At 45.2% G+C, this 26,309-nt stretch carries 26 protein-coding genes and 1 tRNA gene; 8 read left to right on the top strand and 19 right to left on the bottom strand.

The window, feature by feature from the left end; all coding sequences use genetic code 11:
* Positions 1-49 precede the first annotated feature (49 nt).
* From LEPTO7376_RS08725 to tatA, 4 genes are all read right to left on the bottom strand, one after another.
* A complete protein-coding gene (locus tag LEPTO7376_RS08725) occupies positions 50-1,588 on the bottom strand; it encodes a Gldg family protein (protein WP_015133840.1) in 1,539 nt (512 codons plus the stop codon).
* A 120-nt stretch (positions 1,589-1,708) separates the two neighbouring features.
* On the bottom strand, positions 1,709-2,503 hold the full coding sequence (locus LEPTO7376_RS08720; RefSeq protein WP_015133839.1) for an ABC transporter permease: 795 nt from the start codon (positions 2,501-2,503) through the stop codon (positions 1,709-1,711).
* Positions 2,500-3,498 carry an ABC transporter ATP-binding protein gene (locus tag LEPTO7376_RS08715; RefSeq protein ID WP_015133838.1) on the bottom strand — a complete coding sequence of 333 codons (999 nt, stop codon included), beginning with the start codon at positions 3,496-3,498 and terminating at the stop codon, positions 2,500-2,502. Before LEPTO7376_RS08715 ends, LEPTO7376_RS08720 begins: the two co-directional genes overlap by 4 nt.
* Positions 3,499-3,641: 143 nt before the next feature.
* On the bottom strand, positions 3,642-3,815 hold the full coding sequence (gene tatA / locus LEPTO7376_RS08710) for a twin-arginine translocase TatA/TatE family subunit (RefSeq protein ID WP_015133837.1): 174 nt from the start codon (positions 3,813-3,815) through the stop codon (positions 3,642-3,644).
* A 163-nt stretch (positions 3,816-3,978) separates the two neighbouring features.
* On the opposite strand from tatA, the gene LEPTO7376_RS08705 reads away from it, so the two are divergent.
* On the top strand, positions 3,979-4,719 hold the full coding sequence (locus LEPTO7376_RS08705) for a phycocyanobilin:ferredoxin oxidoreductase (protein ID WP_015133836.1): 741 nt from the start codon (positions 3,979-3,981) through the stop codon (positions 4,717-4,719).
* A 202-nt stretch (positions 4,720-4,921) separates the two neighbouring features.
* Here LEPTO7376_RS08705 and LEPTO7376_RS26280 read toward each other — a convergent pair whose 3' ends face one another.
* The 7 genes from LEPTO7376_RS26280 to LEPTO7376_RS08675 all read right to left on the bottom strand — a co-directional run bounded on the left by LEPTO7376_RS26280 (position 4,922) and on the right by LEPTO7376_RS08675 (position 10,917).
* Positions 4,922-5,098 carry a hypothetical protein gene (locus LEPTO7376_RS26280; protein WP_015133835.1) on the bottom strand — a complete coding sequence of 59 codons (177 nt, stop codon included), beginning with the start codon at positions 5,096-5,098 and terminating at the stop codon, positions 4,922-4,924.
* A gap of 287 nt (positions 5,099-5,385) precedes the next feature.
* Entirely contained in the window at positions 5,386-5,718 is a 333-nt protein-coding gene (locus LEPTO7376_RS08700) for a hypothetical protein (RefSeq protein WP_015133834.1), read from the bottom strand.
* Positions 5,719-5,878: 160 nt separating this feature from the next.
* A tRNA-Arg gene (locus tag LEPTO7376_RS08695) sits at positions 5,879-5,952 on the bottom strand.
* Positions 5,953-5,963: 11 nt separating this feature from the next.
* Positions 5,964-7,667, bottom strand: coding sequence for a hypothetical protein (locus LEPTO7376_RS08690; RefSeq protein ID WP_015133833.1), 1,704 nt, complete (start codon positions 7,665-7,667; stop codon positions 5,964-5,966).
* Positions 7,668-7,702: 35 nt separating this feature from the next.
* Positions 7,703-9,415 (bottom strand): hypothetical protein, encoded by a 1,713-nt coding sequence (locus LEPTO7376_RS08685; RefSeq protein ID WP_015133832.1) that lies wholly within the window; start codon positions 9,413-9,415, stop codon positions 7,703-7,705.
* Between the two features lie 58 nt (positions 9,416-9,473).
* Positions 9,474-10,475 carry an ABC transporter ATP-binding protein gene (locus LEPTO7376_RS08680; RefSeq protein ID WP_015133831.1) on the bottom strand — a complete coding sequence of 334 codons (1,002 nt, stop codon included), beginning with the start codon at positions 10,473-10,475 and terminating at the stop codon, positions 9,474-9,476.
* A 244-nt stretch (positions 10,476-10,719) separates the two neighbouring features.
* A complete protein-coding gene (locus LEPTO7376_RS08675) occupies positions 10,720-10,917 on the bottom strand; it encodes a DUF2949 domain-containing protein (protein WP_015133830.1) in 198 nt (65 codons plus the stop codon).
* Between the two features lie 677 nt (positions 10,918-11,594).
* On the opposite strand from LEPTO7376_RS08675, the gene LEPTO7376_RS08670 reads away from it, so the two are divergent.
* From LEPTO7376_RS08670 to LEPTO7376_RS08650, 5 genes are all read left to right on the top strand, one after another.
* Positions 11,595-11,936, top strand: a complete 342-nt coding sequence (locus tag LEPTO7376_RS08670) for a histidine triad nucleotide-binding protein (RefSeq protein ID WP_015133828.1) — start codon at positions 11,595-11,597, stop codon at positions 11,934-11,936.
* A 61-nt stretch (positions 11,937-11,997) separates the two neighbouring features.
* The gene (locus LEPTO7376_RS08665) at positions 11,998-12,567 is read left to right on the top strand and encodes a gamma-glutamylcyclotransferase family protein (RefSeq protein ID WP_015133827.1); all 570 of its coding nucleotides are present in this window, start codon (positions 11,998-12,000) and stop codon (positions 12,565-12,567) included.
* Positions 12,568-12,620: 53 nt separating this feature from the next.
* A complete protein-coding gene (locus tag LEPTO7376_RS08660) occupies positions 12,621-13,106 on the top strand; it encodes a thioesterase family protein (RefSeq protein ID WP_015133826.1) in 486 nt (161 codons plus the stop codon).
* A 71-nt stretch (positions 13,107-13,177) separates the two neighbouring features.
* Positions 13,178-14,164: a hypothetical protein gene (locus LEPTO7376_RS08655; RefSeq protein WP_015133825.1), complete on the top strand. Its 987-nt coding sequence runs from the start codon at positions 13,178-13,180 to the stop codon at positions 14,162-14,164.
* A gap of 68 nt (positions 14,165-14,232) precedes the next feature.
* Complete coding sequence (locus tag LEPTO7376_RS08650) at positions 14,233-14,859, top strand: methylated-DNA--[protein]-cysteine S-methyltransferase (protein WP_160148423.1); 627 nt, start codon at positions 14,233-14,235, stop codon at positions 14,857-14,859.
* Here the strand turns inward: LEPTO7376_RS08650 and LEPTO7376_RS23430 are convergent.
* The 3 genes from LEPTO7376_RS23430 to LEPTO7376_RS08635 form a co-directional block, all read right to left on the bottom strand.
* Positions 14,856-16,664: a GAF domain-containing sensor histidine kinase gene (locus LEPTO7376_RS23430; protein WP_015133823.1), complete on the bottom strand. Its 1,809-nt coding sequence runs from the start codon at positions 16,662-16,664 to the stop codon at positions 14,856-14,858. The two genes, LEPTO7376_RS08650 and LEPTO7376_RS23430, sit on opposite strands and share 4 nt — an antisense overlap.
* Positions 16,665-16,673: 9 nt before the next feature.
* Positions 16,674-17,567: a hypothetical protein gene (locus LEPTO7376_RS08640; RefSeq protein ID WP_015133822.1), complete on the bottom strand. Its 894-nt coding sequence runs from the start codon at positions 17,565-17,567 to the stop codon at positions 16,674-16,676.
* A gap of 84 nt (positions 17,568-17,651) precedes the next feature.
* The gene (locus tag LEPTO7376_RS08635) at positions 17,652-17,975 is read right to left on the bottom strand and encodes a hypothetical protein (RefSeq protein ID WP_015133821.1); all 324 of its coding nucleotides are present in this window, start codon (positions 17,973-17,975) and stop codon (positions 17,652-17,654) included.
* Between the two features lie 255 nt (positions 17,976-18,230).
* On the opposite strand from LEPTO7376_RS08635, the gene LEPTO7376_RS08630 reads away from it, so the two are divergent.
* Positions 18,231-18,785 (top strand): GNAT family N-acetyltransferase, encoded by a 555-nt coding sequence (locus tag LEPTO7376_RS08630; protein WP_015133820.1) that lies wholly within the window; start codon positions 18,231-18,233, stop codon positions 18,783-18,785.
* Between the two features lie 132 nt (positions 18,786-18,917).
* The gene (locus LEPTO7376_RS08625; RefSeq protein WP_015133819.1) at positions 18,918-20,180 is read left to right on the top strand and encodes a VWA domain-containing protein; all 1,263 of its coding nucleotides are present in this window, start codon (positions 18,918-18,920) and stop codon (positions 20,178-20,180) included.
* Between the two features lie 6 nt (positions 20,181-20,186).
* Here the strand turns inward: LEPTO7376_RS08625 and LEPTO7376_RS08620 are convergent, their stop codons facing one another.
* The 5 genes from LEPTO7376_RS08620 to LEPTO7376_RS08600 all read right to left on the bottom strand — a co-directional run bounded on the left by LEPTO7376_RS08620 (position 20,187) and on the right by LEPTO7376_RS08600 (position 26,302).
* The gene (locus LEPTO7376_RS08620) at positions 20,187-20,414 is read right to left on the bottom strand and encodes an RNA-binding S4 domain-containing protein (protein ID WP_015133818.1); all 228 of its coding nucleotides are present in this window, start codon (positions 20,412-20,414) and stop codon (positions 20,187-20,189) included.
* Positions 20,415-20,470: 56 nt separating this feature from the next.
* The gene (locus LEPTO7376_RS08615) at positions 20,471-22,111 is read right to left on the bottom strand and encodes a sensor domain-containing diguanylate cyclase (RefSeq protein ID WP_015133817.1); all 1,641 of its coding nucleotides are present in this window, start codon (positions 22,109-22,111) and stop codon (positions 20,471-20,473) included.
* 158 nt (positions 22,112-22,269) lie between these two features.
* A complete protein-coding gene (locus LEPTO7376_RS08610) occupies positions 22,270-23,019 on the bottom strand; it encodes a dienelactone hydrolase family protein (RefSeq protein ID WP_015133816.1) in 750 nt (249 codons plus the stop codon).
* 178 nt (positions 23,020-23,197) lie between these two features.
* On the bottom strand, positions 23,198-25,309 hold the full coding sequence (locus LEPTO7376_RS08605; protein WP_015133815.1) for a peptidoglycan DD-metalloendopeptidase family protein: 2,112 nt from the start codon (positions 25,307-25,309) through the stop codon (positions 23,198-23,200).
* Positions 25,310-25,846: 537 nt separating this feature from the next.
* Positions 25,847-26,302 (bottom strand): tRNA (cytidine(34)-2'-O)-methyltransferase, encoded by a 456-nt coding sequence (locus LEPTO7376_RS08600; protein WP_015133814.1) that lies wholly within the window; start codon positions 26,300-26,302, stop codon positions 25,847-25,849.
* Between the last annotated feature and the right edge of the window lie 7 nt (positions 26,303-26,309).

The raw sequence follows: 26,309 nt of genomic DNA, 5'->3' as shown, positions 1-26,309 counted from the left end.
TTGCAAAATTAATGATGTCTTAAGGTCATTTTGTCAACATTCTGTGGCTTTATCGCCTTTTTTTAAAGAGAATCAGACCGGTAATGAGGCCACCTAGCGGGAAAATGACTGGGCCTAGCCACGCAATGAGATTGACTTGGGCTGTTGTTAATTGTAAACGACGATTTTCGGGCGATCTCGGTCGAATTGCCAGGGAAACATCACGATTTTGATCTAACCAATTCATGACATTGAGTAGGATATCGCCGTTGGCATATTGGCTAAAGCCATTATTTGTCGCGAGGCTCGTATTGCCGATGACAACGACACGAGCTTTGGGGAGTTCAAGATCCTCACGATATTGGGATTCTAGGGCAATGCCGAAGTCAACGGGCCCTCGGAGATCTGTTGCTGGGTCGAAGGTTGCGTCGGGACTGGGGAGTTGGCTTTCTGCCCAGGTAAGTTCGTCACTTAGAAGAAAACTATTTGCCTTGATGCCAGCAGTCGGTTTGACTGCGATAGGTCGTACAAATTGGTAGAGGGAAATATCGTCGTCGAGGGATTTTGTGATTGGGTGGGTGCCGTAGCGGGTTGTGATAATTGCTGTGTTGCCATATCCGAGTTGTTCTGAGCGGCGATCGCCATCAATCAAAATGCGTTGATCGAGGCCAATGCCCCATTGCTCCAGAATAGAATCGAGATTGGGATCTGTATTGGGATCGAGTAGAAAGAGGAGACTTTTCTGTTGGTCGAGAAATTCTTGGAGGAGTTCGACTTCACCGGGCAGTAGGGCAGTTTGCGGCGCAATGATCGCAATGATGTCGCCATCAGCAGGAATATTTGGTGTTTGAATGAGATTGAGGGCATTAACGCGATAGCCTTGGGCTTCCAATGCTTTCACCATCTGCACGAGGCCTTTCTGAGAGTCGTCAAGGGGTGGTTCGCCATGGCCTTGCAAAATATAGAGTTGGGGCTGGCGATCACTGGTAATCCTTAGAATGGCATTGGTGAGTTTTGCTTCTGTGAGAGATTCTTCGGCAGCAAGGGTCTGTACAAATTGAGTTTTCTCGCCATATTCGAGATGTACTTCGCCGCGATTTTGCACATTAAAGCGGCGGATTAGACGGACATCAATATCGGGATCAACGAATTGGTACTGAATTCGGGAATTGATACGGCGATAATTTTCGAGGAATGGTGTAACTTCGGCATCATCCACTTCCTGAAATAGCCAAATTTTCAAAGGTTCTTTGAGAGTCTGGATTGTTTGCCGAGTCTGGGAGGAGAGGGAATTAACCTGGGTTTCGGTTAAATCAAATCTAAGGGGAAATTGGGCGGCAATACCGTTAATCGATAGCCAAATGAATAGCATGGCGATCGCCGACAAAAAACCATTGGTTCCTAACTGTACTGAACGGCGTGACCAAAATGTCATTAACCAAGTTTGAGTTTGCTTGCGACCTGCAACACCGCATATTAATAGCGTTAAACCCACCATGATCAGTCCATAGGCCAGCAAAATATTGCCTTGCACTGCCGTCAGCACCACTAAGCCCGCGATGGCGATCGCCGTACCGCACCAAATTAGATAAAGAGACCAATTCCCCATAGAGCTTGTGACGGGAGTAATCTCCCCTAAAAATGTTGATTATTTCGCTAGAAATGCACCCTGAATTTTCTAGTGAATCGACTGATTTGTATCGTCTGTAACCAAACAAACCATATCAGTTTACCGTCGCGCAAATCTTAGGTATTCGATGGATTGCGCTGTCAAAACCACGCCTAGCACGATATAGCTACCGAATAAAATGAGGCTACTACTATCAAATATTCCCGCTAAAAAGTTGTTGTAGTGTCTCAATAGGGAAATATGACGAATCACACTGCCCCAATAGCCTGTGAGACGATCGCCCAATAATTCCAGCAACCACAGCACCAGCACAAGGGAAAAGGTCATAATCGCGGCAATTAAAGCACTTTCCGTGAGGGATGAAATAAACATGCCTAAGGACAATACCGCCGCAGCTAAGAGCATGACGCCAACGTGCATCCAAAGAAAATGTAGCAATGGAAAAGCAGGCTCCGCTGAACTGATGACAATCAATTCCCACAAAATTAGGGGAAATAACAGTACTGAAAAAAAAGAAACTACGCCCAATAATTTGCCGACTGCAACAGACCAGTTGGTGAGGGGTGAAGTGGCAAGCAATTCTAAAGTGCCTTGTTTTCGTTCCTCGGCATAAAGACCCATCGACAGCAACGGTAATAGAAAGACACTGAGCGCTCCCATCACGCCCCAAAATAGCTGTAAAAATTCGGCAGCAACGTCAACAGGTGGTAAAGGAATACCTCGCTGTTCTTCGAGTGCCACATTCATGACGACGCTATCGGGCCCTGTTAAAAAACTCAGAAAAAAGATGCCACCCACAAACCAAAATAAGGTTGCAAATATATAGGACACTGGCGAATAAAAATATTGCTGGAGCTCCCGTCGAAAAATCGCAAAAATATTAGTCAATATCATGATGCAATGGGGCGATCGCCTGTTTCTTCTTTTTCTGCTACTGGTTCGGTTTCGGGTGGAATTGATTCGTCGCGGGTTAACTCTAGGAAGACATCTTCAAGAGAAGACCGAGTTCGCCGCATTTCGTATAATCCCATCCCAGCGCTCACAATAATTGAGGCAATATCCCGTCCAGGCTCATGATCTGCAGCAATCGTAATATCTAAGCTCGCGCGGCGATCGCCCAAGATTTCTGTTTTGATCTTTTGCACACCGGGTAAAACTGCCAATAGAGGTTTTATTTCTTCTGGGTTACCGTCAATCTCTAGATAGTAGCCACCATCGCCGCTGACCAATTGCCGTAGATTATCGGGGGTATCTGTTGCCACGAGACGGCCTTGGTTAATCATCACCACCCGCGTACAAGTCATACTCACTTCCGAGAGCAAATGGGTCGACAGTAAGACTGTGCGATCGCCCGCCAGAGATTTAATCAGATTGCGGACTTCGATGAGTTGGGCCGGATCTAAACCGACTGTGGGCTCATCGAGAATAATCACAGGTGGCTCATGGACAATGGCCTGAGCAATGCCAACTCGCTGCTGAAATCCTCGCGACAACTTACGAATAACAGTGTTGCGTTGATCTTCTAAGTTGCAGGTTTCAATCGCTGCAGAAATCTTTTCGGGGCGATCGCCTGGACTAATTCCTTTAATTTGCGCCACAAAATCAAGAAACGCACTGACCGTCATTTCCGGATAGAGGGGCAGTTTCTCTGGTAAGTAACCAATGTTCTGCCGTACTGCCATCGAATTTTCGTGGACATCGTGACCTGCGATTTTCGCTGTGCCAGAACTGGCTGGGAGGTAAGCTGCCAGAATGCGCATTGTTGTGGTTTTGCCTGCACCGTTTGGTCCCAGAAAACCCACAATTTCGCCAGCGTCAACCCGAAAACTTAAATCGGTGATCGCTGACGTTGACCCATATCTCTTGTTTAGTTGTTCAACTTCAATCATAGACACCCTAAATTACGGCTAGCCTAGACTCCCTGATGATCTTGCTCTCTGAATTGTTTGTCAGGTTGGCGATCGCCCAAACCCTCAACAAATTCTTTCGATGTGCACCAATGACTATATAGATAAATAAAGAAAATAGAAATTTAAAGATCACGGTCTTCAAAATCTTCTGACTCTTCAGGAGAGTCGAATTCTTCTTTAAAACCCCGTAATGTTTTGCCGAGAGCACTACCCACTTCAGGAATGCGCTTCGAACCAAATACCAAAACGACCACCCCAAGGATGACTAACACTTCTGGCCAACCCAAGCCCAACATATTGCCCTCTCACAGTAAAGTTAATTTATGGAACAATGTATAAGTATTTGATCCTGCACCAGTATATCTTTAAAGCTATCTTTGCCTTGTTTTGCCTCTCCGATGTTCCGGAGAATGCTTATGCAATGGCAGTTGGCAGCCCTTCCTTCGCCACTAAATTAGTATGATCTCTAGCCATCCTTCGCCTGTAAAGTCAGTGTTTTATCCCCTCATACAGCAGTTGGCAGATGCAATCACAGCGGCATGGCAGCAACATCTTGAGCTGGAACCTTTTGTTCTACCAGAGGATTTAGGCTATATCGAAGGCAAGTTAGAAGGGGAACGCCTCGTTATCGAAAATACTTGTTACCAGAGCCAACATTTCCGTAAGATGCATTTGGAAATGGCGAAGGTTGGTAAAAACTTAGACATCCTCCACTGTGTAATGTTTCCACGCTCGAAGTATGCGTTACCGATGTTTGGCTGTGACATTGTGGCAGGGCCTAGAGGGATTAGTGCGGCGATCGCCGATTTGTCTCCCACCAATGCTGAACGTACTTTGTCACCTCAATACAAAGAACGTTTAGCGAAAAACCACGCCAGAATGATATTTTCAGAACCTCGCACCTTACCAGAGTGGGGCTATATTTTTTCTGAATACTGTGTGTTTGTTCGCCCAACATCTCTCGTAGAGGAAGCACTCTTTTTAGATTGTGTAAAAGAATTTCTAAAAGTACATTGCACCCAGGCGTATCAGCTCACACCTCTATCCCCAGAGCAGCAGTATATTCATCTCGAAGGTCAACGGAACTACTGCTCTGAACAGCAGCAAAACGACAAAACCCGCCGCGTTCTCGAAAAAGCATTCGATGAGCAGTGGGCAGAGCGATACATTAGCCAAGTTTTATTTGATGTGCCGTCTTAGAGAAGTGATGGGCGAGCGCCTTCAATCTAATACCGTTATTCCCTCTTAATGCTGGGCAACCAATATAACTGGAATTAGATTACTTTGCTATGCGGATTTCCCGAGTCGCACAAGCAATGGAAAGAGAAATAATCGAAATAAAAAGAGTGAGACTTGCCATTGTTTAAACCAAATAGATGAGAAAAAGACTTAGATTGTGTTCTTAGGATGCAACGACTTGCATTTTTCCAGATTCTAATTTTTCAACCACAACCTGAAGAAGGTTTAATTGCTGTTGGGTCACTTCATCTGTCCACAAGCATTGAGCGATAATGGCTTGCGTTTCTGGTGTGATGAAATTTTGGCGTAAAGCAGTTTCGAGTAAAGTTTGAAATGACATGAGCTTTAGCTCCCTGAAAGAAAATTGTTGCTCGTTCTCTATGTCTATAAGTATCGCTTGATTTCAGCTCTTTCCCTGTGATGCTGCTAGTGACGTCATCATGAGGTTGATCATGATGATGCCAAGATGAAAATTACCAGGTGATAGTTACCGCAATCTCGGAATAATGTGACGTTGATCACGGGATTAAGCTTGGTGTGTTTTCCTACACAAAATCCCCTAAGCATTGTGCCAAAGGGGATTCAGAATCTTTCATGAAATGATTGATACTTGGTGAAGCGACTTGTTTAGTTGCCACAACAGCGATCAATACCGAGACTATCGAGGATGAGATCACTAACAGCATTTGCCACTGCAAATTCGCCATAAAAAGACTCTTTGAAGTTAAAAGATCGCATTTCAGTGACGATCGCAATTACAAGGGAACCTAGATCATTTTCCCCTTCTAGCCGCTGGCGGACATAAATTTGTTTTGCTCGTTCTGCGATTTTAATATTGGCAGGCTCTGGTAAAAATTCTTCGTCGAGCCATTTTTGGAGCGATCGCCGTAACCACTCTCCCTCAATGTCAGGATCAGTAATCGGCGGTAGGGTAATGGGTGGGATCGGTTCAGCCGACATAGTTTCAGACAAGGTTACTTCAGGAGAAAACTTAGTGAATTAGTATATCAATCGACCTAGATGTGGCTTGGAAATTGCAACAAAAAACGACCAATGCTTAACATCAGTCGCTAAAAGCCTTGCGCAATTTCTCAATTACGTCTGGAAACTGAATTAGAAGCGAGCACGGAGGGATTCGAACCCCCGACCCTCAGAACCGGAATCTGATACTCTATCCAACTGAGCTACGTGCCCTAATCAGTTCCCTAGGTTAGCATGTTTTTTGAGGATTCGGCGGGTGGGGTGAGCAAAGTTTTTAGTTCGGAAGCGCCAATATTCTGGATGGATCTCTGGATATACCAAGCGCCTGAAATCATGGCGATACACTGACCGGCGATCGCCCACAGTGCGAGGTGAGCAACGGCATCGACAGCAGCATTAATCGGGAAAGCAGAGAATAATCCCAAGGCCACAACCGATGGAAAACGATGGTTAAAGATGATATAGACCAAGAATGGCGCAATGGTCAATGTGCTCAAGGAGACAACTAACAACACTCCCTGTTTTCGAGTTTGTAGGAAAATCAATTGCACAATACAGGCACAAATAAATAGAAAGCCCGCTTGCAAAGTGAGTCCGACGAGCACAGCTCCTGTTTCAGTGACTAATGGATCTTTGATCGCCACAATTGCCATAATCCCAGTTGAGAAGGCTAGCATCACGGCGATCGCCAACAGAGCTGGACTGCGATCACCCCATAGTAAATCACTCCAAAACTGCTTCGCATAACGACTTGTCTGACGATCTCTAAACCAATCTTGTACGCGCTGACGCTTGGGTGTGAGACAAAATGTCAAAGTGAAAAATAGCAAGAGATAGAAGACTTGTAATCCCTCAAAATTACCGAGCAAACGATAATCACGATTACCAACAGCGACAAAGCCGACCAGCATAAAAGTTGTCAAAATAGCCGCAATATAGCCTGTCCGCTTCGAAATGATTGTGGCTTGGGGCTCATAAAAGCGACGTTGAATCCCTTCCCAAGAAATTGAAGTGAGTACAAAGTAATGTCCCGCCATTAATACTAAGCCTAGAAAACCTGTAGACCAAGCCGTCGAATGGAAAAATTCTGTTGAAAACAATCCACTCGGCTCGAAATAATGAATGACCTCTGGTTCGAGGGAGTTGCTATCAACGATGTAATAAAAAATATTCCCTGGATAAAATAGTCTGAGCCAATCAAAGGAGTTATTTACTGGGAAGTTGGAATCGAAACCCATGATGCTCGTCACCATGAGATAGAAACCTAAACTGCCGCTATAAAGCCAAGATTGGAATCCCCCAAAAAAGTCTTGTCCGACAAAACTGATCAGGGTTGCCAAACTATAGGACGCGATACAAGCACCGATGATCACAAGATCTACCATGCCGATCCAAGGCAATGTAATACCAGCTTGTAAACCAACCCAGAGATGTAAAGGCAGTGCTAGGGCAATCCCCAGATAAATGAGACTAGGAACTCCCAAAATTTTGCCGATAATAATGCGGTGTAATGCCTGCGGACTGAGACGGACAAATCCTAAGGTGCCGCGTTTCTCTTCTTTAATCAGATCTGCGCTAATTAGGTGGGAACCGATCACAAGTAAGACCACTGCACCGAGCATACTCAGGCCGACAAAGAGGTCAAAATTCCACAATTGCCAATTAACTTGCCAGGCATCTCCTGCTGCTGTTGAAATGCATTGATAGGTTGAACGCCAATATTCGTCGTTATAGCCAGTGCAATAGCGATTATAGGTTTCTCTGAGGAGTGGATCCGGCAAGCCGCCGGAATATCCGAGGAGCATCATGATTTGTGCCACCAAGGATGTACCCACGGCGATCGCCAAATTACGCCGCCTAAATCGTCCTTTTAGTTCTCGAAAGAGTTGAGGGTTCCAGTTACCGATCTGATCAAGCAGTTTTGTCATGGTGAGAAACAAATGAGAGTCTACATGTTTTGAGGCTATGAGGTAGCACTTTCTGGGGTCGATGCTAAAAGTTGTTTCAGTTCAGAGCTGCCAATTTGGTGCAAACGTTGCTGAATGATTTGATTAATGACGGTGATCGCCACAATTTGTCCCATGAGATTGGCAATTAATGTCGCTGGCCCTGCAAATTGAGTGACCACCACTGGCGTAATCGTCCAGAGCCAAGGAGCTGGATTGAACTCAGGATTAATCGAGCCAAAGGCAAAGATCATGAGGGGAAGAAAGATACAGCTGAGCACAATTGTCGCTGCGAAAATTGCCCGTTTTCGGTGACGACTGAGGAGAAAACGCATGCCGATTGCAGCTAGCAAGATTGCCATTAGTCCCTGCATTACGAGGCCAATGGTAAATTCCAAATAATATTGTTTTTCGATGACGACGAATCCAGCCAGAATGATGGGCAAAAATCCGATCACAGTATTTAAGGCGATCGCCCAAATTGCTGGGCTTCGCTCCCCGAAGAGCCATTCCCGCCAGCTATGTTTCCCTTGATAACGAGTCCAATCTTGAATCGATTGGAATGATGGAGAGAGAGCTGTCGTCAGAACCAAAATATAGAGGACACCAGAAATCGCCAGCATCCCAAAATTCATCAGCCAGTTATTGTAATCTGACGAATAGGTATAAGGTTCTTGTACCGTAAAGCCAAGACTGATGGTTACCAAAGAAGCTGTTAGCCAATAACTTTGGCTCTTACTAATGAGCGTGCCTTGGGCATTATGGAATTTACGTTTAAAAGCTTGAGCGAACCAATATGTCCCAACCCCATAAATCATCAGATGAGCTAACGTCGCCCCTAAAACTGAGTTCCAAGCGGGTACACCATAAAATGTGATTTCACCGAGACTATCGTATCGGAACCAATCCACCTGATCGGCCACTGCGGTTGCTTGCACCAAATAATGCAGCAAATGGGTGGGGTTTAATAACGTTACGCCATCCATCATGTTCGCGACATGGGGAGTTTCATGCATGATGAACATGGTGGTCATGGACGAGAAATAAAACAGTGCGCCACTCGCTAACCAAGATTTCAGCGCAGAGCCGCCTTTGCCGACGAGAGCATAAAGGATTGCGCCACTAAAGGCAAAGAGACAGCAAGCTGCTAATACACCATAGAAAAGCATGATGAGATGTAATGGAATGGCGCCTTTTAGTCCTGCCCAGAGGTGTAACGGTAGGGCAAAGGCAATCATGCCATAGATAAAAGTGGGAACACCCATAATCTTTCCGAGGGCGATCGCCAGCGCAGATTGTGGGGTGAGGGTGACAAAATTTAGAGTGCCTTGTCGCTGCTCCTTACTGAGATCTTGAATGAGTAGATAAGTCCCACCAATCAATATCCCAAAGAAACCGAGTAGGGCAATGGAGATAAACATTTCTGTCCACCACAACGGCCAATTGAGTGACGTAATATTGCCTAACGAATCTGTCAGACACCAATTTTGATTGCTGTATAGATAGTGCTCTGGATCCCAATTGGCCGGTGCTGTGCCAACGCAATAATGATGGGTGTTTTGACCTGAATAGGGTAATGAACTCGAAAAACTAAAATAAACCAAGCTCTGGATTATGCCAGAAACGAGAACCATCAGACCGATAGATTTTCGAGTTAACCGACCTTTCAGTTCGCGAAATAACTGGGGATTCCAGTCGCCAATACGGTCAATCCATTTATTTAAAAACATGTTCTTTTTGGAAAGAAAGGGCAGGGATAAAAAACGATAAACAGGAAAAACTTGTAGACTAACTGGTTTGTTGGTGTCCGAGTTTGAGGAAAATGCTTTCTAAATCTTCGGTCTTCGCATAAAACTCTGATACTGAAATATCAGCAGCAATCAGGTTTTTTAGGAGTTGGGTACTGTCTTGGGGAGTGCCATCAAATTCCACTTTGAGACGGTGTCCGCCGTGGCGATCGCCATCAGAAAGTTTCATGGCTGGTTCCCAACCTCGCACTAAAGCATTATTTTTCAGTTCACTTTCGAGAGTATCTAACGACTCTAGGGTTGAAATTACCAAATGTTGGCGAGATAACCGCTTATACAAGTCATCAAGGGAGGTACTTTCGACAAGGTAGCCCAATTCCATAATACCCACCGAGGAACAGAGTTCTGCCAAATCACTGAGGACATGGGACGAGATCAAAATGGTCATCCCTGCTTCTTGTAAAACCTTTATGATTTCGCGAAATTGCATCCGCGCAATGGGGTCGAGACCAGATACTGGCTCATCTAGTAACAACAAAAGTGGTTCATGAATGATTGTCCGGGCAAGACTCAAACGTTGCTTCATCCCTCGCGAGAGGGTAGCAATTCGATCATCGCGTTTGTGGGTGAGCTGGACGAGTTCTAATACCTCGCTCAAACGGCGACGTCTCCTAGGTTGGCGGAGATTGTAGAGGCGCGCAAAATAATCTAAATAATCCCAGACAGTCAAATCATCGTAGAGGGGAAAATCGTCTGGGAGATAACCAAGTCTTTGTTTAATGTGGGGGTTACTATCGTCACGACGCAGGCGATCGCCATGGATATAAATATCACCAAGAGTCGGCTCTTCTGCTGTGGCTAACATCCGAATTAGGGTGGTTTTTCCCGCACCATTCGGCCCAATTAATCCATACACTTCGCCAGATTGAACCTGAAGCTCAAGGTCATTGACCGCTACATGTCGATCAAATCGCTTCGTCAAATTAAACGTGGCGATCGCCAAATTTTCTAGATCAGGGGGAGCAGCAACTTCAGGGGTCATGCGTGTCACATTCACTAAATTTGTTTCCAGCTTAACGACTCGTTTTCTCGAATCAGTCCGGCGTTACAAAATTGAAACAGCCTTTTTCCTTCGTCTTTTATAAATAGAATTCCCAAGAAAATAAGAATGGGTGGCATCAACTGATTGCCACCCACTCCGGAAACATAAATTGTCAATAACATATGTGATTTACTTGAATTCACCTAATAGTCATACCCACAATTTTGGATTGACTACGACAGTTTTAAATCGTTGCGAGCCAGTCGTAGATGAGATCTAACTGTTCAAGCGTTACTAAACCGTATTGCCACAAGACCATCGGTAAAGGCGAGAGCGAAGAATTCTTTTGCCAGTGGCGATCCATCACAGAGATGGATTCACCAGGAATTGACAACTCTTCCCTAAGGAAGTTAATAAATTTTAGGTAGGTGATCTGGGTCATAATCTGAGAATAAACTCCAAGCTTAAATTTGAGCTTTTATTGTGTATTGAAATACGACGGATAAAACATATAACTAGGACAGTTTTACGATTGTCTGAAGATGCACGTTTCCCTTGAGGGAACTCACCAAATATATTCTAGATAATTGATGTTTTGTGCAGTGTGCTAGATCACTTGTGAACGTGATTTTTGCGTTGGCGCAATTATCTCTCTGAGGGCGGAGCCACAGCGCTTGAGTAAGCGCTTAGAACCATCGGTGAAGAGAGCTTTAATGTCTCATACTCCCTACAGATTGACAATGGATTTTGGGGAATTATCGCCAATGGGGAAACAAGGGGGTTTAGAAACAGTTTTTCTCTTTGAACGCAGTTTAGAAGTACTCAATGTGAAAAGGCATTGTGTTTCGGAAACTGAAACCCTAGGTTTACGCTTTCACGTTGGCAAACTTTTGCCAGACTGAGGACTATGCCAACTATGTTAAGAACAGTCAGTAAATGTAAGAATCTGACTTTAAGGACACTATCTTAATGCCAATCTAGCTCGTAAGCGAAAAAGTTTAGATTCTTTTCCATTTGTGATCAACGAGCGTTGATTGCTTAACTGAACTTAATAGAGGCAATGTCGGTCTATGGAAGCGGATACAATATCGCTCTATAGACTCCTATAAGCTACAGTCCATGAGCGATACGCTTTTCGAGAAAATTATTCGACGGGAAATTCCAGCAGACATCGTATACGAAGATGATTTGTCGCTAGCATTTCGAGATATTACGCCCCAAGCCCCTGTCCATATTTTGGTAATCCCCAAAAAACCGATTCCGATGTTGGAAAAGGCGGAGGCTGAAGACCAAGCGCTTCTGGGTCATTTATTACTGGTTGTTCAAAAGATTGCAGCCCAAGAAAATCTCACAAAGGGTTTTCGTGTGGTGATTAACAATGGTGAGCATGGCGGTCAAACGGTTTTTCATCTACATCTACATCTTTTAGGCGATCGCCCACTGGATTGGCCACCGGGTTGATTTTGCGTGTGTTGTCCGTGCGCTCCTAAGTTTAAAACCCCACACTTGAAGTGAAGTGCCTATGTCCTTTGATCCTGCTGACTTTTCCATTCCCACAGATTCAATCCCTCAGATCTCCGCCAAGACTGATGCTGCTGTAGCGCTCGATAGTTTTTATTACTTTGCTTACGGCTCCTGTATGTGTCCAGTGGACTTGGAACGGACAATTGGTGAGGATGCCCATGCCCTTGTGGTGGGGAAAGGAATTTTGCAGGATCATCGGCTTGCTTTCAATCGTCTATCGCCCAAGCGTCAAAGTTGTGGTGTCTTAGATGTTGTGCCCCATCGGGGTAGCTGTGTGGAAGGGGTTTTATATAAGTTGCCATGGCGAGTGAGCGATCGCCTCGATATTCGTGAGGAAGTTCCCCATAATGGCTACCGCCATGAACTCATCAATGTGCAATGTGAAGGCAGACTCTACCAAGATGTCCGCACCTACGTTGTTGTGGAAAAAGAACCTCAGGAAGTGCCACCAGACGATTGGTATTTTTACATTGTGATGCGGGGAGCTGTGACGGCAAAACTGTCGAGTGATTATTCCTGGCAACTGTTTACCCATATGAAACGCCTCCAGCGAGACAAAGCCGCCTAAAATCCGATGGGTTTTCTATTTTTATTTAGCGAAATGACGATGGAGTAAGTGTGATGGCAACTGAATCAAAGGAACTTCCCACTACGGCGATCGCCCGTCCCCCAGACCTCCATGCGACCAGTGAGCCTTGGTTTGAATATCCCATTACTGTGTATCCCCACCATACCGATTACGCTGGTATCGTCTGGCACGGTAACTATATAAATTGGCTCGAAGAAGCACGGGTCGCCTGCCTCAAATCTATCGGAATGGACTATGCCGAATTCGTTCAACTAGGTTGTGATTTGCCTGTTGTCGAATTAAATACCCGTTACCATCGTCCATTGCGTATGGGTATGGAGGCGATTGTTAAAGTACGTATGCAGGAAATGAAAGGCGTCCGGATGGAGTGGGAAAATCGAATCGAATCTCCTGATGGTAAAGAGCTTTACCTCACTGCTCAAATCATCCTTGTGAGCATTGATCGCGAGAAAGGCAAAGTGATGCGTAAACTTCCCCCTGCATTTATGGATGCGTTAAGAAAAATTCGTGGGATTTAACTCAATTTCTACCGATAATAGACAGTCGGTATATCGTCGAAAATTTTTGAATTCTATAGAGAAGAAAATCTATGAGTAATGTAATTCGTGTTGGTGTCTTGGGCTTTGGAGGCTTAGGACAAGCTGCTGCCCGTGTACTCGCGCCCAAATCTGAAATGATTCTCGTGGCCGCTGCCGACAAGAAAGGCTATGTTTACAACCCCGAAGGCCTAGACCCAAATACTTGTATTGCCGCTTACAACAGCCAAGGTTCTGTTGGCCATGTTGAGAATGGCGGTGTCCTCAGCAATGACAGCATTGCTGATCTTATCGAGAATTCTGATGTTGATGGCTTTTTCCTTGCCCTGCCGAATCTTCCCAATACATTTATGGCAGATGTAACCCGCCAATTCGTGAAATCTGATTGGACTGGTGTGTTAGTTGATGCTCTCAAACGTACTAGCGCAATGGAGCAAATTTTCACCCTACGCGATGATGTTAAAGATGCTGGTATTACCTACATGACTGGCTGTGGTGCAACGCCTGGTCTGCTCACCGCAGCTGCATCGGTTGCAGCTCAAAGCTATGCTGAAATTCACAGTGTGGAAATTACGTTCGGTGTGGGTATCGCAAATTGGGAAGCTTACCGGGCAACTATTCGTGAAGATATTGCACATATGCCTGAGTTTGATGTGGAAAAGGCACGTGCGATGACCGATGCGGAAGTAGAAGCTTTATTAGATGAAACCAATGGTATTATTTCCCTCGAAAATATGGAGCATGCGGATGATGTGATGCTCGAAATGGCAGGAATCTGCTCCCGTGATCAGGTGACTGTTGGTGGCATTGTGGATACTCGCAATCCGAAGAAGCCTCTCAGCACCAATGTGCAGATAACTGGTCGGACGTTTGAAGGCAAGATTTCGACACACACATTCACGCTTGGTGATGAAACCAGTATGGCAGCTAATGTTTGTGGTCCAGCGTTTGGTTATCTGAAAACTGGTATTTGGCTCCAAAAGCAAGGTTTATCCGGTATCTTTACTGCCGCTGAAATGATGCCTCAGTTTGTGCGTTAGAAATATCATTAAGTAGGGATTTAACTGGTTAAATCCCTATATCTTAGGGGCAAATAATTATCCTAGTATTGGCGTTAGCAGAGCTAAATAAGTTTGGCGATCGCCCCAAAAATTACACAATAGAAATTACTCTTATGGGTCTTCCACAAGTGCAACGCTGGCAAAATCCTCTTCCTCTTCAATATGGTTTATATGATTCGCCCTTTGGGGATTGTTTGATTGCGACCACTGAAAAAGGTATTTGTAATTTATATTTTCCGGATAGTTCGGATCCGGCGATCGCCACTGATTTTCTCTCCTCAGAATGGGGCAACAAAGTTGAACTGCGTCATACTCCAGACTTGATTAAGGAATTGGGCGATCGTCTCTTTGCTCCAGATGCCACTCACGCCAATATTGTTGACCTCCATCTGAAAGGCACCGATTTTCAGCTCAAAGTCTGGCGAGCCTTACTCGAAATTCCCTATGGACAGACCACAACCTATCAGCAGATAGCTGAACAGATTGGCCAACCGAAAGCCGTTCGCGCTGTTGGTACTGCGATTGGGCGTAATCCAGTGAGTTATGTTGTACCGTGCCATCGAGTGATTCGAACATCAGGAGCGATGGGCGGTTATCGATGGGGGATTGAGCGGAAAATTGCGATCCTTGACTGGGAGAAAAAACATTTGAACTTGGCTTTGTGTCGCTCCTAGAGACCGACCATGCTTTGCGGAAAGGTCATCACAAAACAAGTTTCATGGGTTTCGCCATCATTATTCGGCTCGCTACTTACATCAATGGTGCCTTCGAGTTGTTCGACTAGTGCTTTAACTAATGCCAGTCCTAAGCCAGTACCCGGAATCGCTTGATCTGTAACCCCTGCCCCTCGCCGGAATTTCTCGAAAATATGTTCTTGTTCTTCGACAGAAATGCCTGAACCATCATTACAGAGGCGGAGCTGCACAAGGGCGGGAGACTTCGATAAATATTCAACTTCGAGGCGTACTTTGGTGTTGCGAGCTGAATATTTCCCAGCATTGGTCAGCAATTCACTGAGAGCGCTGCTGAGGCTTTCTTCATCAGTTTCGATTTGGAGTTTTTGGGAGATATTTTCAGGGGTATAGTTAATCTCTAGTTCGATGCCTTTAAGTAATTGCCAACGCTGGTTAAATTCTTTTTGCATTCCTTCGAGAATAGGTTTAAGCACTAGGCGCTGAGGTTTAATGGCAAATTTTTCTGACTCGAAATGCTGCAATTTCAGCAGGTCTTTAATCAGTTTGCTTTCGCGTGTGAGTTCTTGTTCGAGGATGTCGAGATAGGTGGCTTGTTTTTCTGGCGATCGCCCAGGTTGCTTGAGCATTTTTACAGCAACTTTCATCGTAGCGAGGGGCGTATTTAGCTCGTGACTCATCGTGCTGAGAAATTCATCTTTGAGCACATTGAGCTGACGGAGTTGCTGAATCTGCTGACGCATTTTTGCCCCTAATTTTGCCTGTACATCGAGACTCCATTTGAGCTGTGCTGTTCGTTCATCCACAAGGGTTTGCACCCGTTGGAGAGATTGCTGATGGATCATCGCGGTACTGAGCTGGTGCGCTAAAAATGTCGCGAGTTGTTTTTCTTGGGGCTGCCAAGCACGCGGTTCCTGTTGCCCCAAAATGATTAAGCCGACAATGGTACTGTTTTGACCATCGGTAGACTGCTGACCCATTAGAGGAGTGACGAGAAAACTTTGATAATCATCAGCAAGGGGAGACGCAATCGTCGAATCGGTTCCTAGCTTTTCGATCGCCAAAATCTCTGGTGCTAAAAGCCATGCTCGCTGGCAAAGCGTACAGTCTTTGAGCAGGACTTGCTGCGGCAAAATATCTGTCTCATTAACGACATTGAATGTGGCATCGGGACAGGTTTGGCGATCATTTCTCGCAAGGAGAGGATTTGCATATTTGAATAATCCGACTATGCCAAAATCAACGTCGTAGCAATCTGTCATGGCGGCGATCGCCTTTTGCAGCAATTTGTTGATGCTCATTTCGGCATCGATCAGCTGATTAATTTGAGCGAGGAGTGCATTACTCTCGTGGTTTTGATTTTTGTGCTGTTGCAAGCAAAGCAGCTGAGTTGCAAGTTGTAGCGGTGGAATAACCGTGCTGGTGATTTCCTCTAGTGTGGGGAGTGAGGAAAAAGAGCCAATCCCAATCCAGTTGGCACCATTATCCTCTGTCTCGATGGGGATTAGTGTAATTTCTTGGATGCTCTGTTGTTTTAATTTCTGATATTTCTTTGCTTTGAGCTTTGTTTCTATAACTGCTTTTGTGGGAGGCGTTAGATCGACAAATCCATTCAGATCAGGGTTTTTGCTGTAATGACCGATCAGAGGCTCCGGAGTTAAACGGTCAATAGCAATATGTACCACCTCTACCGAAAAAAGATGGGCGATCGCCTCCGCTAAATTATCAACAACAACATCTGGATCAGAGGAACGTGTCAAACAACGGTAGAGAGAATCGAGTGCCATGGAGTACTGTTACTGAGAAAGATCGGGAACTAGTGCCTTCGCATTAACGAGGGCTACTTCACTATTTTGACGATAGCTCAAGACTCGCTCCTGTGCCTCCGCATACCGAGGATGATTTGGTGCCACTAATTCCATCAGCTCTGAAGCTTGCTGCCAACGGTTTGCTAAATCAAGCCATTCACCATAGGTTGTGGCAGATTGTCCCTCTTCTACAGCTTGATTGGCGAGGCGGACAGCTTGATTAAAAGGCTCTATATTTTGGTCGTTTGTTCCTATTTCTTTGTTCTGGGTAACGCTAGTGACCGTCGATGTATTTTGCTGAACTTGCATTTTTAGTTCCCACCAATCGTGGCTAAACCAGCCAATAAAGCCGATGGCGATCGCCCCCATAATTAATTGTTGTTGGGGAGAAAATGTAACAAGAGGTGACGTTTGTTGCTCGGCAGATTTCGATGAATTTGAGACCTGAGAAGAATTGAGTCTCGCGCGGCGACGCTTGAATTTTAAAAATCGTTTGGGTGGCTTAATTCCCCAACGACGTAACAATCGGTTGAGCCATGGGCGATGTTGAATCTGGATATTTTCGGACCAAAGTAATTTACGCCGTGCATCACAACTGAGAGTCGATACCCAGAGAGACTGAACATCATTTGTGAGACAGCTCTGGATATGAACCTGTCGAAATGGCCGAGGCGATAACTGATCAAGACTGTGCTGAATGCGACGCACAATTATCTTTTTATCTAAGTTTTCGGGATGTCCCGCTTCACACAAGATTTCTAAAATCCCATTAGCGCCGAGGGCAACGCGGGTATTGACCCCAGCCTCTTGCAACTGCTTGTTGAGGATTTCCATAATGGCTTTAACATTGCCCTGATGTGCGAGTCGGGTAAGACTTTTCATGTTTCCGTGCTGTTACCACAATATTCTCTAGTACATAAAGCAACCGCTAAAGTCCGTCAAAATCGACATAAATCTCTGAAATTTCTATTCAAGCTCTGTATTTTCGAGTTGTTCAGCTTCGGCTTCCATGAGAGATTGCATAATGAGTTTGAGCTTTGGGCGGGCAATGTAAGGCCATCCGCCGTTTTCTTCCATATCCCGCAGGAGATTATATAAATCCCGTCGACGTTCGGGCAGAGTGGGATAAAAGTAGTTTTCGCAGATATTGCGATGGAGCAATTCGAGCTGTCTTAGGATTGCGAGTTGAGTGTGTCCTTCCCCTTCATGTTGTGTGGCGATCGCCACAACTTCCTGTAAAAGCGGCCCAAGGCTTTGAGAGACATCCAAATTCTGTTTACCAGCAGTCATAAATCTTTATACGAAAAGGATAGACGCCTTGATCTTATAGTACTTTTGCAGATATCAAGCTATCCATATCCTCGGCTAGATACAGTACGCAATAGAAACCCTAGAAACAATTTCATCACGCTAAAATTTCTTCGTTAGCCTCATCTCTATTTCTATAATTTCCCCACAAATCTAACGATTGACCCCCATTCTTTTATTGAGCTTTCCTCACACATCAGCTATCTCAGACAAAATTACTGCCTCATTTAAGCCTCTATGAAATTACTGTATCGCCTTGCTGAGGCACCGGACTTTAATGAGCTTTTAGCTGTCCAAAATCTAAGTTTGCAGATATTGTTAGGCACTTCATTAGATGAAGCTATCCTCAATGCTCTGATTAAAGACCAGCATCAGAAACGATCCCAACTAAATGAGCTAATTGTCGTCGCAGTCTGTAATGAAAAAATTATTGGCTTTATCGCTTTTCTCCCAAGAAATGCGCAAATTACAGGGTTATTTGTCCATCCAGATTTCGTTCGGCAAGGCATTGGCTCAGAGTTGTTAGCAGCGGCAATTGAGATTTTAGATTCGCAAAAACGCCGTACTGTTTATGTTTGGTCTTCTGAATACGCGAAACCTTTTTATCGTCAAAATGGTTTTCGTTCTGCCTATAGTCGATATTTGCTCTTGGGACGACATCTCAAAGTACGGATATTTTGGATGAATAAACTCATTCGCCCACTCACGGATGCTGAAAAAAAACGAAATACTGTCATTGTCGTCATTCTCTCGATTTTAACTGCCGTGAGTTTGGCTGTGGCTTTGAGTTAGGATTCGGGGTCGCAGATATTACAATCCACTGCGGAATACTGGCATGGGCAGAGGAAAAAGATATGCTGAATTTACGGAATTTCCCTGCTGGAGAGTGAGGGGAAAACTAATGTTTTGTGCGAGAGAAACAATATGAAAGTCGGCCTGCAAGTTCTTTTGAGTGATGCTCACCTTGATGCGCAGCAATCCCATAGTCAACGGCAGTTGTCTTTTTCGATTTCGGCGATCGCCGACGAGTTGTCTCAGCAGCAAGGCTTACCGTTAAACCTATGTTTAGTGCTTGACCATAGTGGCTCGATGGCAGGCAAGCCCCTCCGCACTGTAAAAGAAGCGGCCATTCAATTAGTTGATCGCCTTGATGCGGGCGATCGCCTATCTGTGATTGCCTTTGACCATAAGGCAAAAGTGATTGTCAATAATCAAACAGTCGCTGATAAAGAACAAATCAAAAAGAAAATTAGTCGTCTAGAAGCCGCTGGTGGTACCAGTATTGACGATGGAATGCGTCTCGGACTCGATGAATTGGCTGCAGTGAGCGGCAACTATGCATCTCAGGTTTTTATGTTGACCGATGGCGAAAATGAACATGGTGATAATGACCGTTGCCTAAAAATTGCGCGATTAGCCGCAGAATTTGGTGTCACTTTAAATGCCCTTGGTTTTGGTGTGAACTGGAATCAAGATGTCCTCGAAAGCATTGCCGACGCGGCGAATGGCAGCCTCGCCTATATCGAAACACCTGAACAAGCGAGTGAAACTTTCAATCGATTATTGTCCCGAGCACAGTCTGTTGGCTTAACCAATGCTCAACTTTTGCTACAACTCACGACCTATTCTCGTTTGGCCGATCTCAAGCCTTTAGCACAAGTGGCTCCGGAAACAATTGAGCTAGAGGTAATTCGAGAAGGGGATTTTTATGGTGCGCGCTTAGGGGATTTGTTGACGGATGTACCTCGTGTCATTCTCGCCAATGTATATATCGATCAACTGGCGGCTGGCGATCACATCATTGCTACTGCGCAGGTTCGTTATGATGACCCAGCTTCAGGACAAACCCAACTGTTATCGGAAAGCATTCCTGTGAGCGTAGAAGTTCAAGCGAATTATCAGCCAGATGTTGACTCGACGGTACAGATGTCGATTTTAGCTTTAGCAAAATATCGCCAAACGCAGATGGCTGAGGCTAAACTCAAATCCGGCGATCGCCAAGGGGCGGCAACAATGCTCCAAACAGCCGCAAAAACAGCCATCCAATTGGGTGATGATAATGCGGCGACGGTACTCCAAAAAAATGCGACCCAACTTCAAAGCGGAAATGAACTCTCAAAAGGCGATCGCAAACGGACCCGTATGGTTTCAAAAACAATTATTCAACCACCTAGCAATAGCAATTGATTCGGCTTAATCAGCATCCTCATTAAACTCGACTTCTACTGTCTCACCTTCGAAAGTGACAATATCACCATGGCGGAGCTTCTTTTTACGGCGGGTTTCCGTTTCGCCATTGACCTCGACAAATCCCCCTTGGATCATCGCTTTGGCTTGACCTCCTGTCGCGACGAAATTCATCACTTTCAGAAATTGATCGAGCTGGATCACAGGTTCATCAAGGGGAACAGGATTCGACATGATATTTTTTGAGCGGTGGTAAATAACTCCCAAAATTGTACTGGTTTGCGCGAAATTTAATGGGGGCTTTCTTTGGGGGCGATCGCCTCAACTTCCAATCCCACAGAAATAACACAATTGCGCCCCTCATCTTTGGCCTGATAAAGCGCTTGATCTACGGCCTTGAGCACTTTGGTTACTGTATTAAGCTCATCAGAAAAATTAGCAACCCCTGCCGATACAGTAATTGAAGGCAAAAATTGCTGTTCATGGCGAATCTTTAGTTGTTGGATACCTTGCCGTAAAATTTCTGCTCGTTGATAAGCCTGTTGTAAAGGAGCATTCGGCAGAACAACTAAAATTTCTTCCCCACCATAACGGCAGATGAGATCGATGTTCCGTACATTGACCTTGAGAAATTGCGCGATATATTGCAGTACTAGATCCCCAGCATCATGACCATATGTATCATTGACCATCTTAAAATGATCCACATCAAACAAAATCAAGCTGGCGACTCTATCCTCTTTCGTCCAACCTGAAAATCTCTGAGTCAAGTAAATTTCCAGATAACGACGATTGTAGAGCCCTGTTAAGGGATCCGAATAACTTTGTATCTTGAGCTCACCCCGAAGTTTGAGATTTTTAAAAGATAAAGCCAGTTGATCCGCAACATTTTTGGCATAACCCTGAGTTAAAGGCTCAAGCACTTTATCCGATTCCAGTTGGAATAGCCCTAAAACTTCCCCTTGAATAATTAAGGGTACACAAATAATCATCGCAGCGGGAGAGCCCTGGAGATGCTCACAACATAAACCTGCCCCTTCTAGATCCGAGATATGGGGAGTACTTTTCCGAATGCCCCAACAATCTTGTTGCTCAAGGCTTGTAATCATTTTTGTTATGGCTTGATCACCCCACTTTGCAACACAGTCTAACTGAGATGAGGACACTGAGCGTGCCATGAAAATATAGCCTCGGCAGTTGGGGAAAATTCCCTTAATTAATTTTGCACTGACCTTAAAGGCCTCTTCCAGCGAATGACAGATTTGTAAGGTCTCACTCAGCTCACTAATACAAGTTTGGACTGCCGTAAATTGTTCGAGTTGTGCAAGCTGGTCAGCCAGTTTGTTATTCGCAATCTGAAATGATTCTTCGGCTCGACGACGTATTGCAACCTCTTTCGTCAGGCGCTCATTTGTTTCTGCTAATGATAGAGTTCTTGCTTCAATCCGTGATTCGAGCTGTTGATTTAACGTGAGAATTTTGGCTTCGGCAACTGTTCGTTCCTGAATTTGATTCTGCAATTGCTCATTCAGAATTTGAAGTGTTTTTGGAGATTTGAGAGATAGAGCTTGGGGAATGGTCGGCACTAATTTAATGGAAGTATAGACGGAAATTACTGCTGTCAAGGCTTTTAAGCTGCCCGATAGCCAATAAGCAGGATGCCATAATGTCCAAACTTCAGCGAAGTGAGTCAAACCGCAAGCAATGATAAATAGGGAAAAAAGCTGAAAAATTCCACGGAATGGCACATTCTCTGCGCGGCGCACAAAATAAACGAGGCAAAGGGGAATTGAAAAATAAGCCAGACCGATCAACACATCGGATGTGACATGCAGCCAGACGAGGGGAGTTTGCCAAAGATAGCAATGACCATGGGGCATATAGCCTTCTGGCGAAATAATGTTACTCCAAAGATCTAGCAATTTATCCATCTTTCTATCCCGCTCTCCGTAACGTGTTTCCCCTGATTCTCTGGTGCTCAGGATTATCTGATAGCAACAAGATCTGATGTTGTTGTGATCATCTATCTTTTCTAGGGTGGCTCAAATTTGCAATGGATGGGAATAGGCGTAATGGCTTAATTTCAATTTTATTTATCGTCGGAAAGCACATGCTCAAATAGCCTACAAGCTTTTTCCCAAGCATCTGCCGCAGCCGTGGGCTCATAACTAGCACGGCGATCGCAACAGAAACCATGACCTGCGTTGTCGTAGATAAAAATCTGATGTTTGATGTTGTTATTTTGGAGTGCTGCCTCAATTTGTTTTACTTGTTCCATAGGAATGGAAGTATCTTCTTTGCCAAAAAAACAGTATATTTCGCCGTCAATATCGGCTGTTCTGTCTATTGTTGTGGGCTCCTCTTCTCCCGGACACCAATTAGCAATGCCCGCGCCGTAAAAAGAAGCTGTGGCTTTTACTGCATCTAGTGTTGCCCCGAGATAAGCAACATGACCTCCAAAGCAAAATCCAATTAAGCCAATTCCTTTTTGTTGTACTTGTGGCAATGCGTAAAGATAATCTACTGTTGCTTGTAGATCGCTGAGTAGCTCAGAGGCTTTAGTCTGAACCTTATATTGCCGCCCGAGTTTAATATCTTCTGGTGCATACCCTGTTTCAAAACCAGGAGCTATACGCTGGTAAATAGCTGGGGCGATCGCCACATAGCCTAAAGCCGCAACTCTCTCTGTTACCTCACGAATATGAGCATTTACCCCAAAAATTTCTTGCACCACAATCACAGCAGGACAAAGTTCATTTGTTGTTGGTTGGGCTAGATAAGCGTCAATTTTCAACTCACCGTTTTGAATTTGAACGTTGCTTGTTGTCAGCTCACTCATAGGTCGTTACATCAAGTTGTGGAAATGGATATTGCTGATTGTCTGAGGGAGATTGTCTCTTATCGAAATCTACTTTGTTTTGAATTGTCAGGACAACTCTGAGCAATAAAAAATAAAAAAGAGAACGATGATCATCGTTCTCTCTAAGAAAATAATTAGATTTTATATCTGATGCAAATTAGCGCTTAGGCAAGAAAGCAACAGGGTTTCTTGCACCTTGACCAGCCTTATGAACCTCGAAGTGGAGGTGAGGACCAGTGCTAAATCCAGTGCTACCCATAGCAGCAATCTGTTGACCCTGCTTCACTTTTTGTCCCTTACGAACCAAAATGCGGCTGTTGTGAGCATAGAGCGTCACACTGTCATCACTGTGCTTAACCTTGACCAAGTTACCGTAACCACCGGAGTTCCAACCTGCACTCACAACTTCACCACCAGCAGCAGCGAAAATTGGTGTGCCAACAGGAGCTGCGATGTCGATACCCTTGTGCATGCGACCCCAGCGACGACCCCAACCAGAGGTTAGGACACCCTGTGCAGGCCAAATGTAACCGTTAAATACTTCTTCGCCGGGAAGGTATTCATCAGGATTAGCTAGAGGGGGGAGCTCAGGACTAACAGTTTCACCTACGGACAAACGTAGTAGGGAATTGTAGTTCGTGATATCAGCTTGGGATGCTGCAGCTAGTTGTTGAGGTGCTTCAGGAACGACTTCTTCTACAGCCTTCACTTCACTTTGCCATTCTGGATTAACCACAACAGTTTCAGTGGGATTAGAGCGGAGCGTGAATTCGACAGATGCTTGAGCTTTGGGAGATTCACTTGCCCGTTGCTCTTGGTAATTCTGACGCATCCGTGCAATGTCTGCCCGCAATTCATTGACTGCAGATTCAGCAGTGACGTCAAAACTCAAAACAAGAGGCTCTTCTTCCCTATTCTGAGTGGGCTCTGAAAGAGTTAGACTTGGTGCATTTGCAAGGGTTTGACTATTGCGATTAATGCCCTGAGTCGCTTCTGTACGAGGCAGAAGAGCAACAAAGTTTTGACCAGAGTTTTTGTGACCTGTGGGGATAACCAACGTTTGGTTAACCTTAATCACATTGGGATTGTCCAGACGATTAGCTGCGATGAGCTCATGACCTGCAACGCCATAACGACGGGCGATCGCGTAAAGAGTTTCACCAGAACGAACGACATGAGTCTTATTGAGTGTTGCGGTTGCAACGACAGTTGTAGACTCGGTGTCTAGTGCTCGAGCAGTCTGGATTTCAGGAATTTGCTTTGCAACGGGAACCTGAGCTGTAACGCTAAGGGGCTCATTGGAAACTTCTAGCTCAGCAGATGGTTCAACACCAGGTAGCTGACTCAGGCTAGGAGGCTCTGGCAAACGGCTATCGCTAGAGATTGCACGGTTGGCAATGAGAGTCTCTGTATCAACCTCTGCCACCTCTTCACGCTTAGCTGTAGGCTGTTGCGGTAGAGGTACAGGGATAATGACAGCTTCCTCTTTTACGACAGTTGCCGAGGTTGGTTGCTGAATAGCAGTAGAACTAATGAGGGTTTCGGGCTGCTCTCGCTTGGCATCTTCTGCATCAAAGACTAGCTCTGTCTTTTGGTCACGCAGTTGCTCAATATCTTCTGCGAGATTTTCTTGCTTCGCCCGGAGTGTGGCGATCGCCTCATCTTCTTGAGCTTGTAAATCTGTAGCAGTGGGCGCAAAAACGCGCTTACTGGGTTCTAAGGTCGCGACCTCAGGTGCTGCTTTTGGTATTTCAACCGCTTTAGGAGCCACAGCAACGGGCTGACTAAGGGTTGTCGGGATTTTGATCGACTGTCCCGCAGACAGGCTAGCGTCAATAGCTAGATTATTCAGTTTAGCGATCGCCTCGGCAGAGACCCCATAACGCTGGGCGATAGACCAAAAAGTCTCATTGGCCGCAACAGTGTGCTTAATGGCGGGGAGTTCAGGTTCAACCCTATTGGTTGAACTTGGGCTTACAGCAGCGACTAGCTGGCTAGATTCAACCGCGGGTTGAACCTCAGGAGCCGTTGCTAAAGTTACCGGAGCAGGAATCATAAACGTTTCTCCTTGGGAAATAGGTCGGTCTGTTTGTGAATTTTCCAAGGTTGCTGCTTCAACTGCCTGAACCTGTTGATGGTCAGGGAGTAAAAGTCCAACGACACTGACTGACAGTGCGAGGGAGACTTTAGCGAGAGATGAGCGAGAGCCAATTTGGCCGGATCCGACCCCTATGGGAGTGGAAACTTGATCATCCCGGAGCAACCTCATGGACGACATTGAAGTATTCATTTCCATCGTCAGTTGACTAATGGACTTCTGTTGTACGTCTTTCAAAAACAACCTCCTGTTGTGTGGTGAGCGATACATCAGGGTCAAAGTGAACTTTGAACTTGAATTTGTGTATCAACTCGATGTGATCTAGATCACTAAATTTGAGTTTGCAATGAATGTCTAGGCAAGGTTACCTTGCTTTTTTATTTTGCACAAGGGCGAGGCAATCATTGTCGCCTAGTTAAGGCAAAAATCAATTACCAATCAGTAATCTGCAATACAAAACAAATTACTGTTCCCATCAGAATCCAATAAAGTTTCTGAGAGTAGCACTGGTATAGCACATTTTTTTTTGATCTGTTTGGGTAACCGCCAGAATCATTGCTACATCGTGATCTTGGAGAAAATCAAATGTCAGTAATTTTACGTACTTTTGAGCAAAAGCATGCAAAAGAACTGTGTGATCTGTGGTTTAGTTTTCTATTGGATGCTGTTAATTCAGGAATTTGATAAAAATTTCTTATGCCCTTGCAATTACAGGCCCAATTGACGACGTACTTCGAATAGTCCAACGGCGGCGCTAACGGAAAGATTCAGGCTACGGACATGGGTTTTGCTGATAGGAATTGTGAGGGTGTCATCGCAGTTTTGGAGAAGGTCAGCGGGGAGTCCTTGGGTTTCGCTGCCGAAGAGGAGCCAGTCATCCGAACAGTATTCGTATTCGGTATAGGTGTATTGGCCGCGGACACTATAGCCGAGTAGTCTGCCACCTCGTTGTTTATGTTCAGCGAGAAAATGATCAAGACTTGGGTGCAAAGTGAGTTTGACGTGAGGCCAGTAGTCTAAGCCTGCACGCTTCAATTGGCGATCGCTGATTTCGAAGCCAAGGGGACCGACGAGGTGAAGTTCGGTTTCAGTGGCGGCACAGGTGCGGGCAATATTGCCAGTGTTGGGAGGGATCTGTGGGTGGACCAACACAAGTTGAGGCATGACGTGT

Origin of the sequence: [Leptolyngbya] sp. PCC 7376 (genome assembly GCF_000316605.1) — a bacterium.
Lineage (GTDB): Bacteria > Cyanobacteriota > Cyanobacteriia > Cyanobacteriales > MRBY01 > MRBY01.
This window is presented reverse-complemented; position numbering and strand designations above follow the sequence as displayed.

Coding starts and splice junctions, on each gene's coding strand:
- LEPTO7376_RS08705 (WP_015133836.1), top strand. CDS start 3,979: ATGATCTCTAGCCATCCTTCGCCTGTAAAGTCAGTGTTTTATCCCCTC.
- LEPTO7376_RS08675 (WP_015133830.1), bottom strand. CDS start 10,917: ATGACCCAGATCACCTACCTAAAATTTATTAACTTCCTTAGGGAAGAG.
- LEPTO7376_RS08605 (WP_015133815.1), bottom strand. CDS start 25,309: ATGAGGTTGCTCCGGGATGATCAAGTTTCCACTCCCATAGGGGTCGGA.
- LEPTO7376_RS08680 (WP_015133831.1), bottom strand. CDS start 10,475: ATGACCCCTGAAGTTGCTGCTCCCCCTGATCTAGAAAATTTGGCGATC.
- LEPTO7376_RS08600 (WP_015133814.1), bottom strand. CDS start 26,302: ATGCCTCAACTTGTGTTGGTCCACCCACAGATCCCTCCCAACACTGGC.
- LEPTO7376_RS26280 (WP_015133835.1), bottom strand. CDS start 5,098: ATGTCATTTCAAACTTTACTCGAAACTGCTTTACGCCAAAATTTCATC.
- LEPTO7376_RS08725 (WP_015133840.1), bottom strand. CDS start 1,588: ATGGGGAATTGGTCTCTTTATCTAATTTGGTGCGGTACGGCGATCGCC.
- LEPTO7376_RS08610 (WP_015133816.1), bottom strand. CDS start 23,019: ATGAGTGAGCTGACAACAAGCAACGTTCAAATTCAAAACGGTGAGTTG.
- LEPTO7376_RS08620 (WP_015133818.1), bottom strand. CDS start 20,414: ATGTCGAATCCTGTTCCCCTTGATGAACCTGTGATCCAGCTCGATCAA.
- LEPTO7376_RS08670 (WP_015133828.1), top strand. CDS start 11,595: ATGAGCGATACGCTTTTCGAGAAAATTATTCGACGGGAAATTCCAGCA.
- LEPTO7376_RS08625 (WP_015133819.1), top strand. CDS start 18,918: ATGAAAGTCGGCCTGCAAGTTCTTTTGAGTGATGCTCACCTTGATGCG.
- LEPTO7376_RS08660 (WP_015133826.1), top strand. CDS start 12,621: ATGGCAACTGAATCAAAGGAACTTCCCACTACGGCGATCGCCCGTCCC.
- LEPTO7376_RS08655 (WP_015133825.1), top strand. CDS start 13,178: ATGAGTAATGTAATTCGTGTTGGTGTCTTGGGCTTTGGAGGCTTAGGA.
- LEPTO7376_RS08690 (WP_015133833.1), bottom strand. CDS start 7,667: ATGACAAAACTGCTTGATCAGATCGGTAACTGGAACCCTCAACTCTTT.
- LEPTO7376_RS08715 (WP_015133838.1), bottom strand. CDS start 3,498: ATGATTGAAGTTGAACAACTAAACAAGAGATATGGGTCAACGTCAGCG.
- LEPTO7376_RS08685 (WP_015133832.1), bottom strand. CDS start 9,415: ATGTTTTTAAATAAATGGATTGACCGTATTGGCGACTGGAATCCCCAG.
- LEPTO7376_RS08615 (WP_015133817.1), bottom strand. CDS start 22,111: ATGGATAAATTGCTAGATCTTTGGAGTAACATTATTTCGCCAGAAGGC.
- LEPTO7376_RS08635 (WP_015133821.1), bottom strand. CDS start 17,975: ATGACTGCTGGTAAACAGAATTTGGATGTCTCTCAAAGCCTTGGGCCG.
- LEPTO7376_RS08700 (WP_015133834.1), bottom strand. CDS start 5,718: ATGTCGGCTGAACCGATCCCACCCATTACCCTACCGCCGATTACTGAT.
- LEPTO7376_RS23430 (WP_015133823.1), bottom strand. CDS start 16,664: ATGGCACTCGATTCTCTCTACCGTTGTTTGACACGTTCCTCTGATCCA.
- tatA (WP_015133837.1), bottom strand. CDS start 3,815: ATGTTGGGCTTGGGTTGGCCAGAAGTGTTAGTCATCCTTGGGGTGGTC.
- LEPTO7376_RS08720 (WP_015133839.1), bottom strand. CDS start 2,503: ATGATATTGACTAATATTTTTGCGATTTTTCGACGGGAGCTCCAGCAA.
- LEPTO7376_RS08665 (WP_015133827.1), top strand. CDS start 11,998: ATGTCCTTTGATCCTGCTGACTTTTCCATTCCCACAGATTCAATCCCT.
- LEPTO7376_RS08630 (WP_015133820.1), top strand. CDS start 18,231: ATGAAATTACTGTATCGCCTTGCTGAGGCACCGGACTTTAATGAGCTT.
- LEPTO7376_RS08640 (WP_015133822.1), bottom strand. CDS start 17,567: ATGAAAAGTCTTACCCGACTCGCACATCAGGGCAATGTTAAAGCCATT.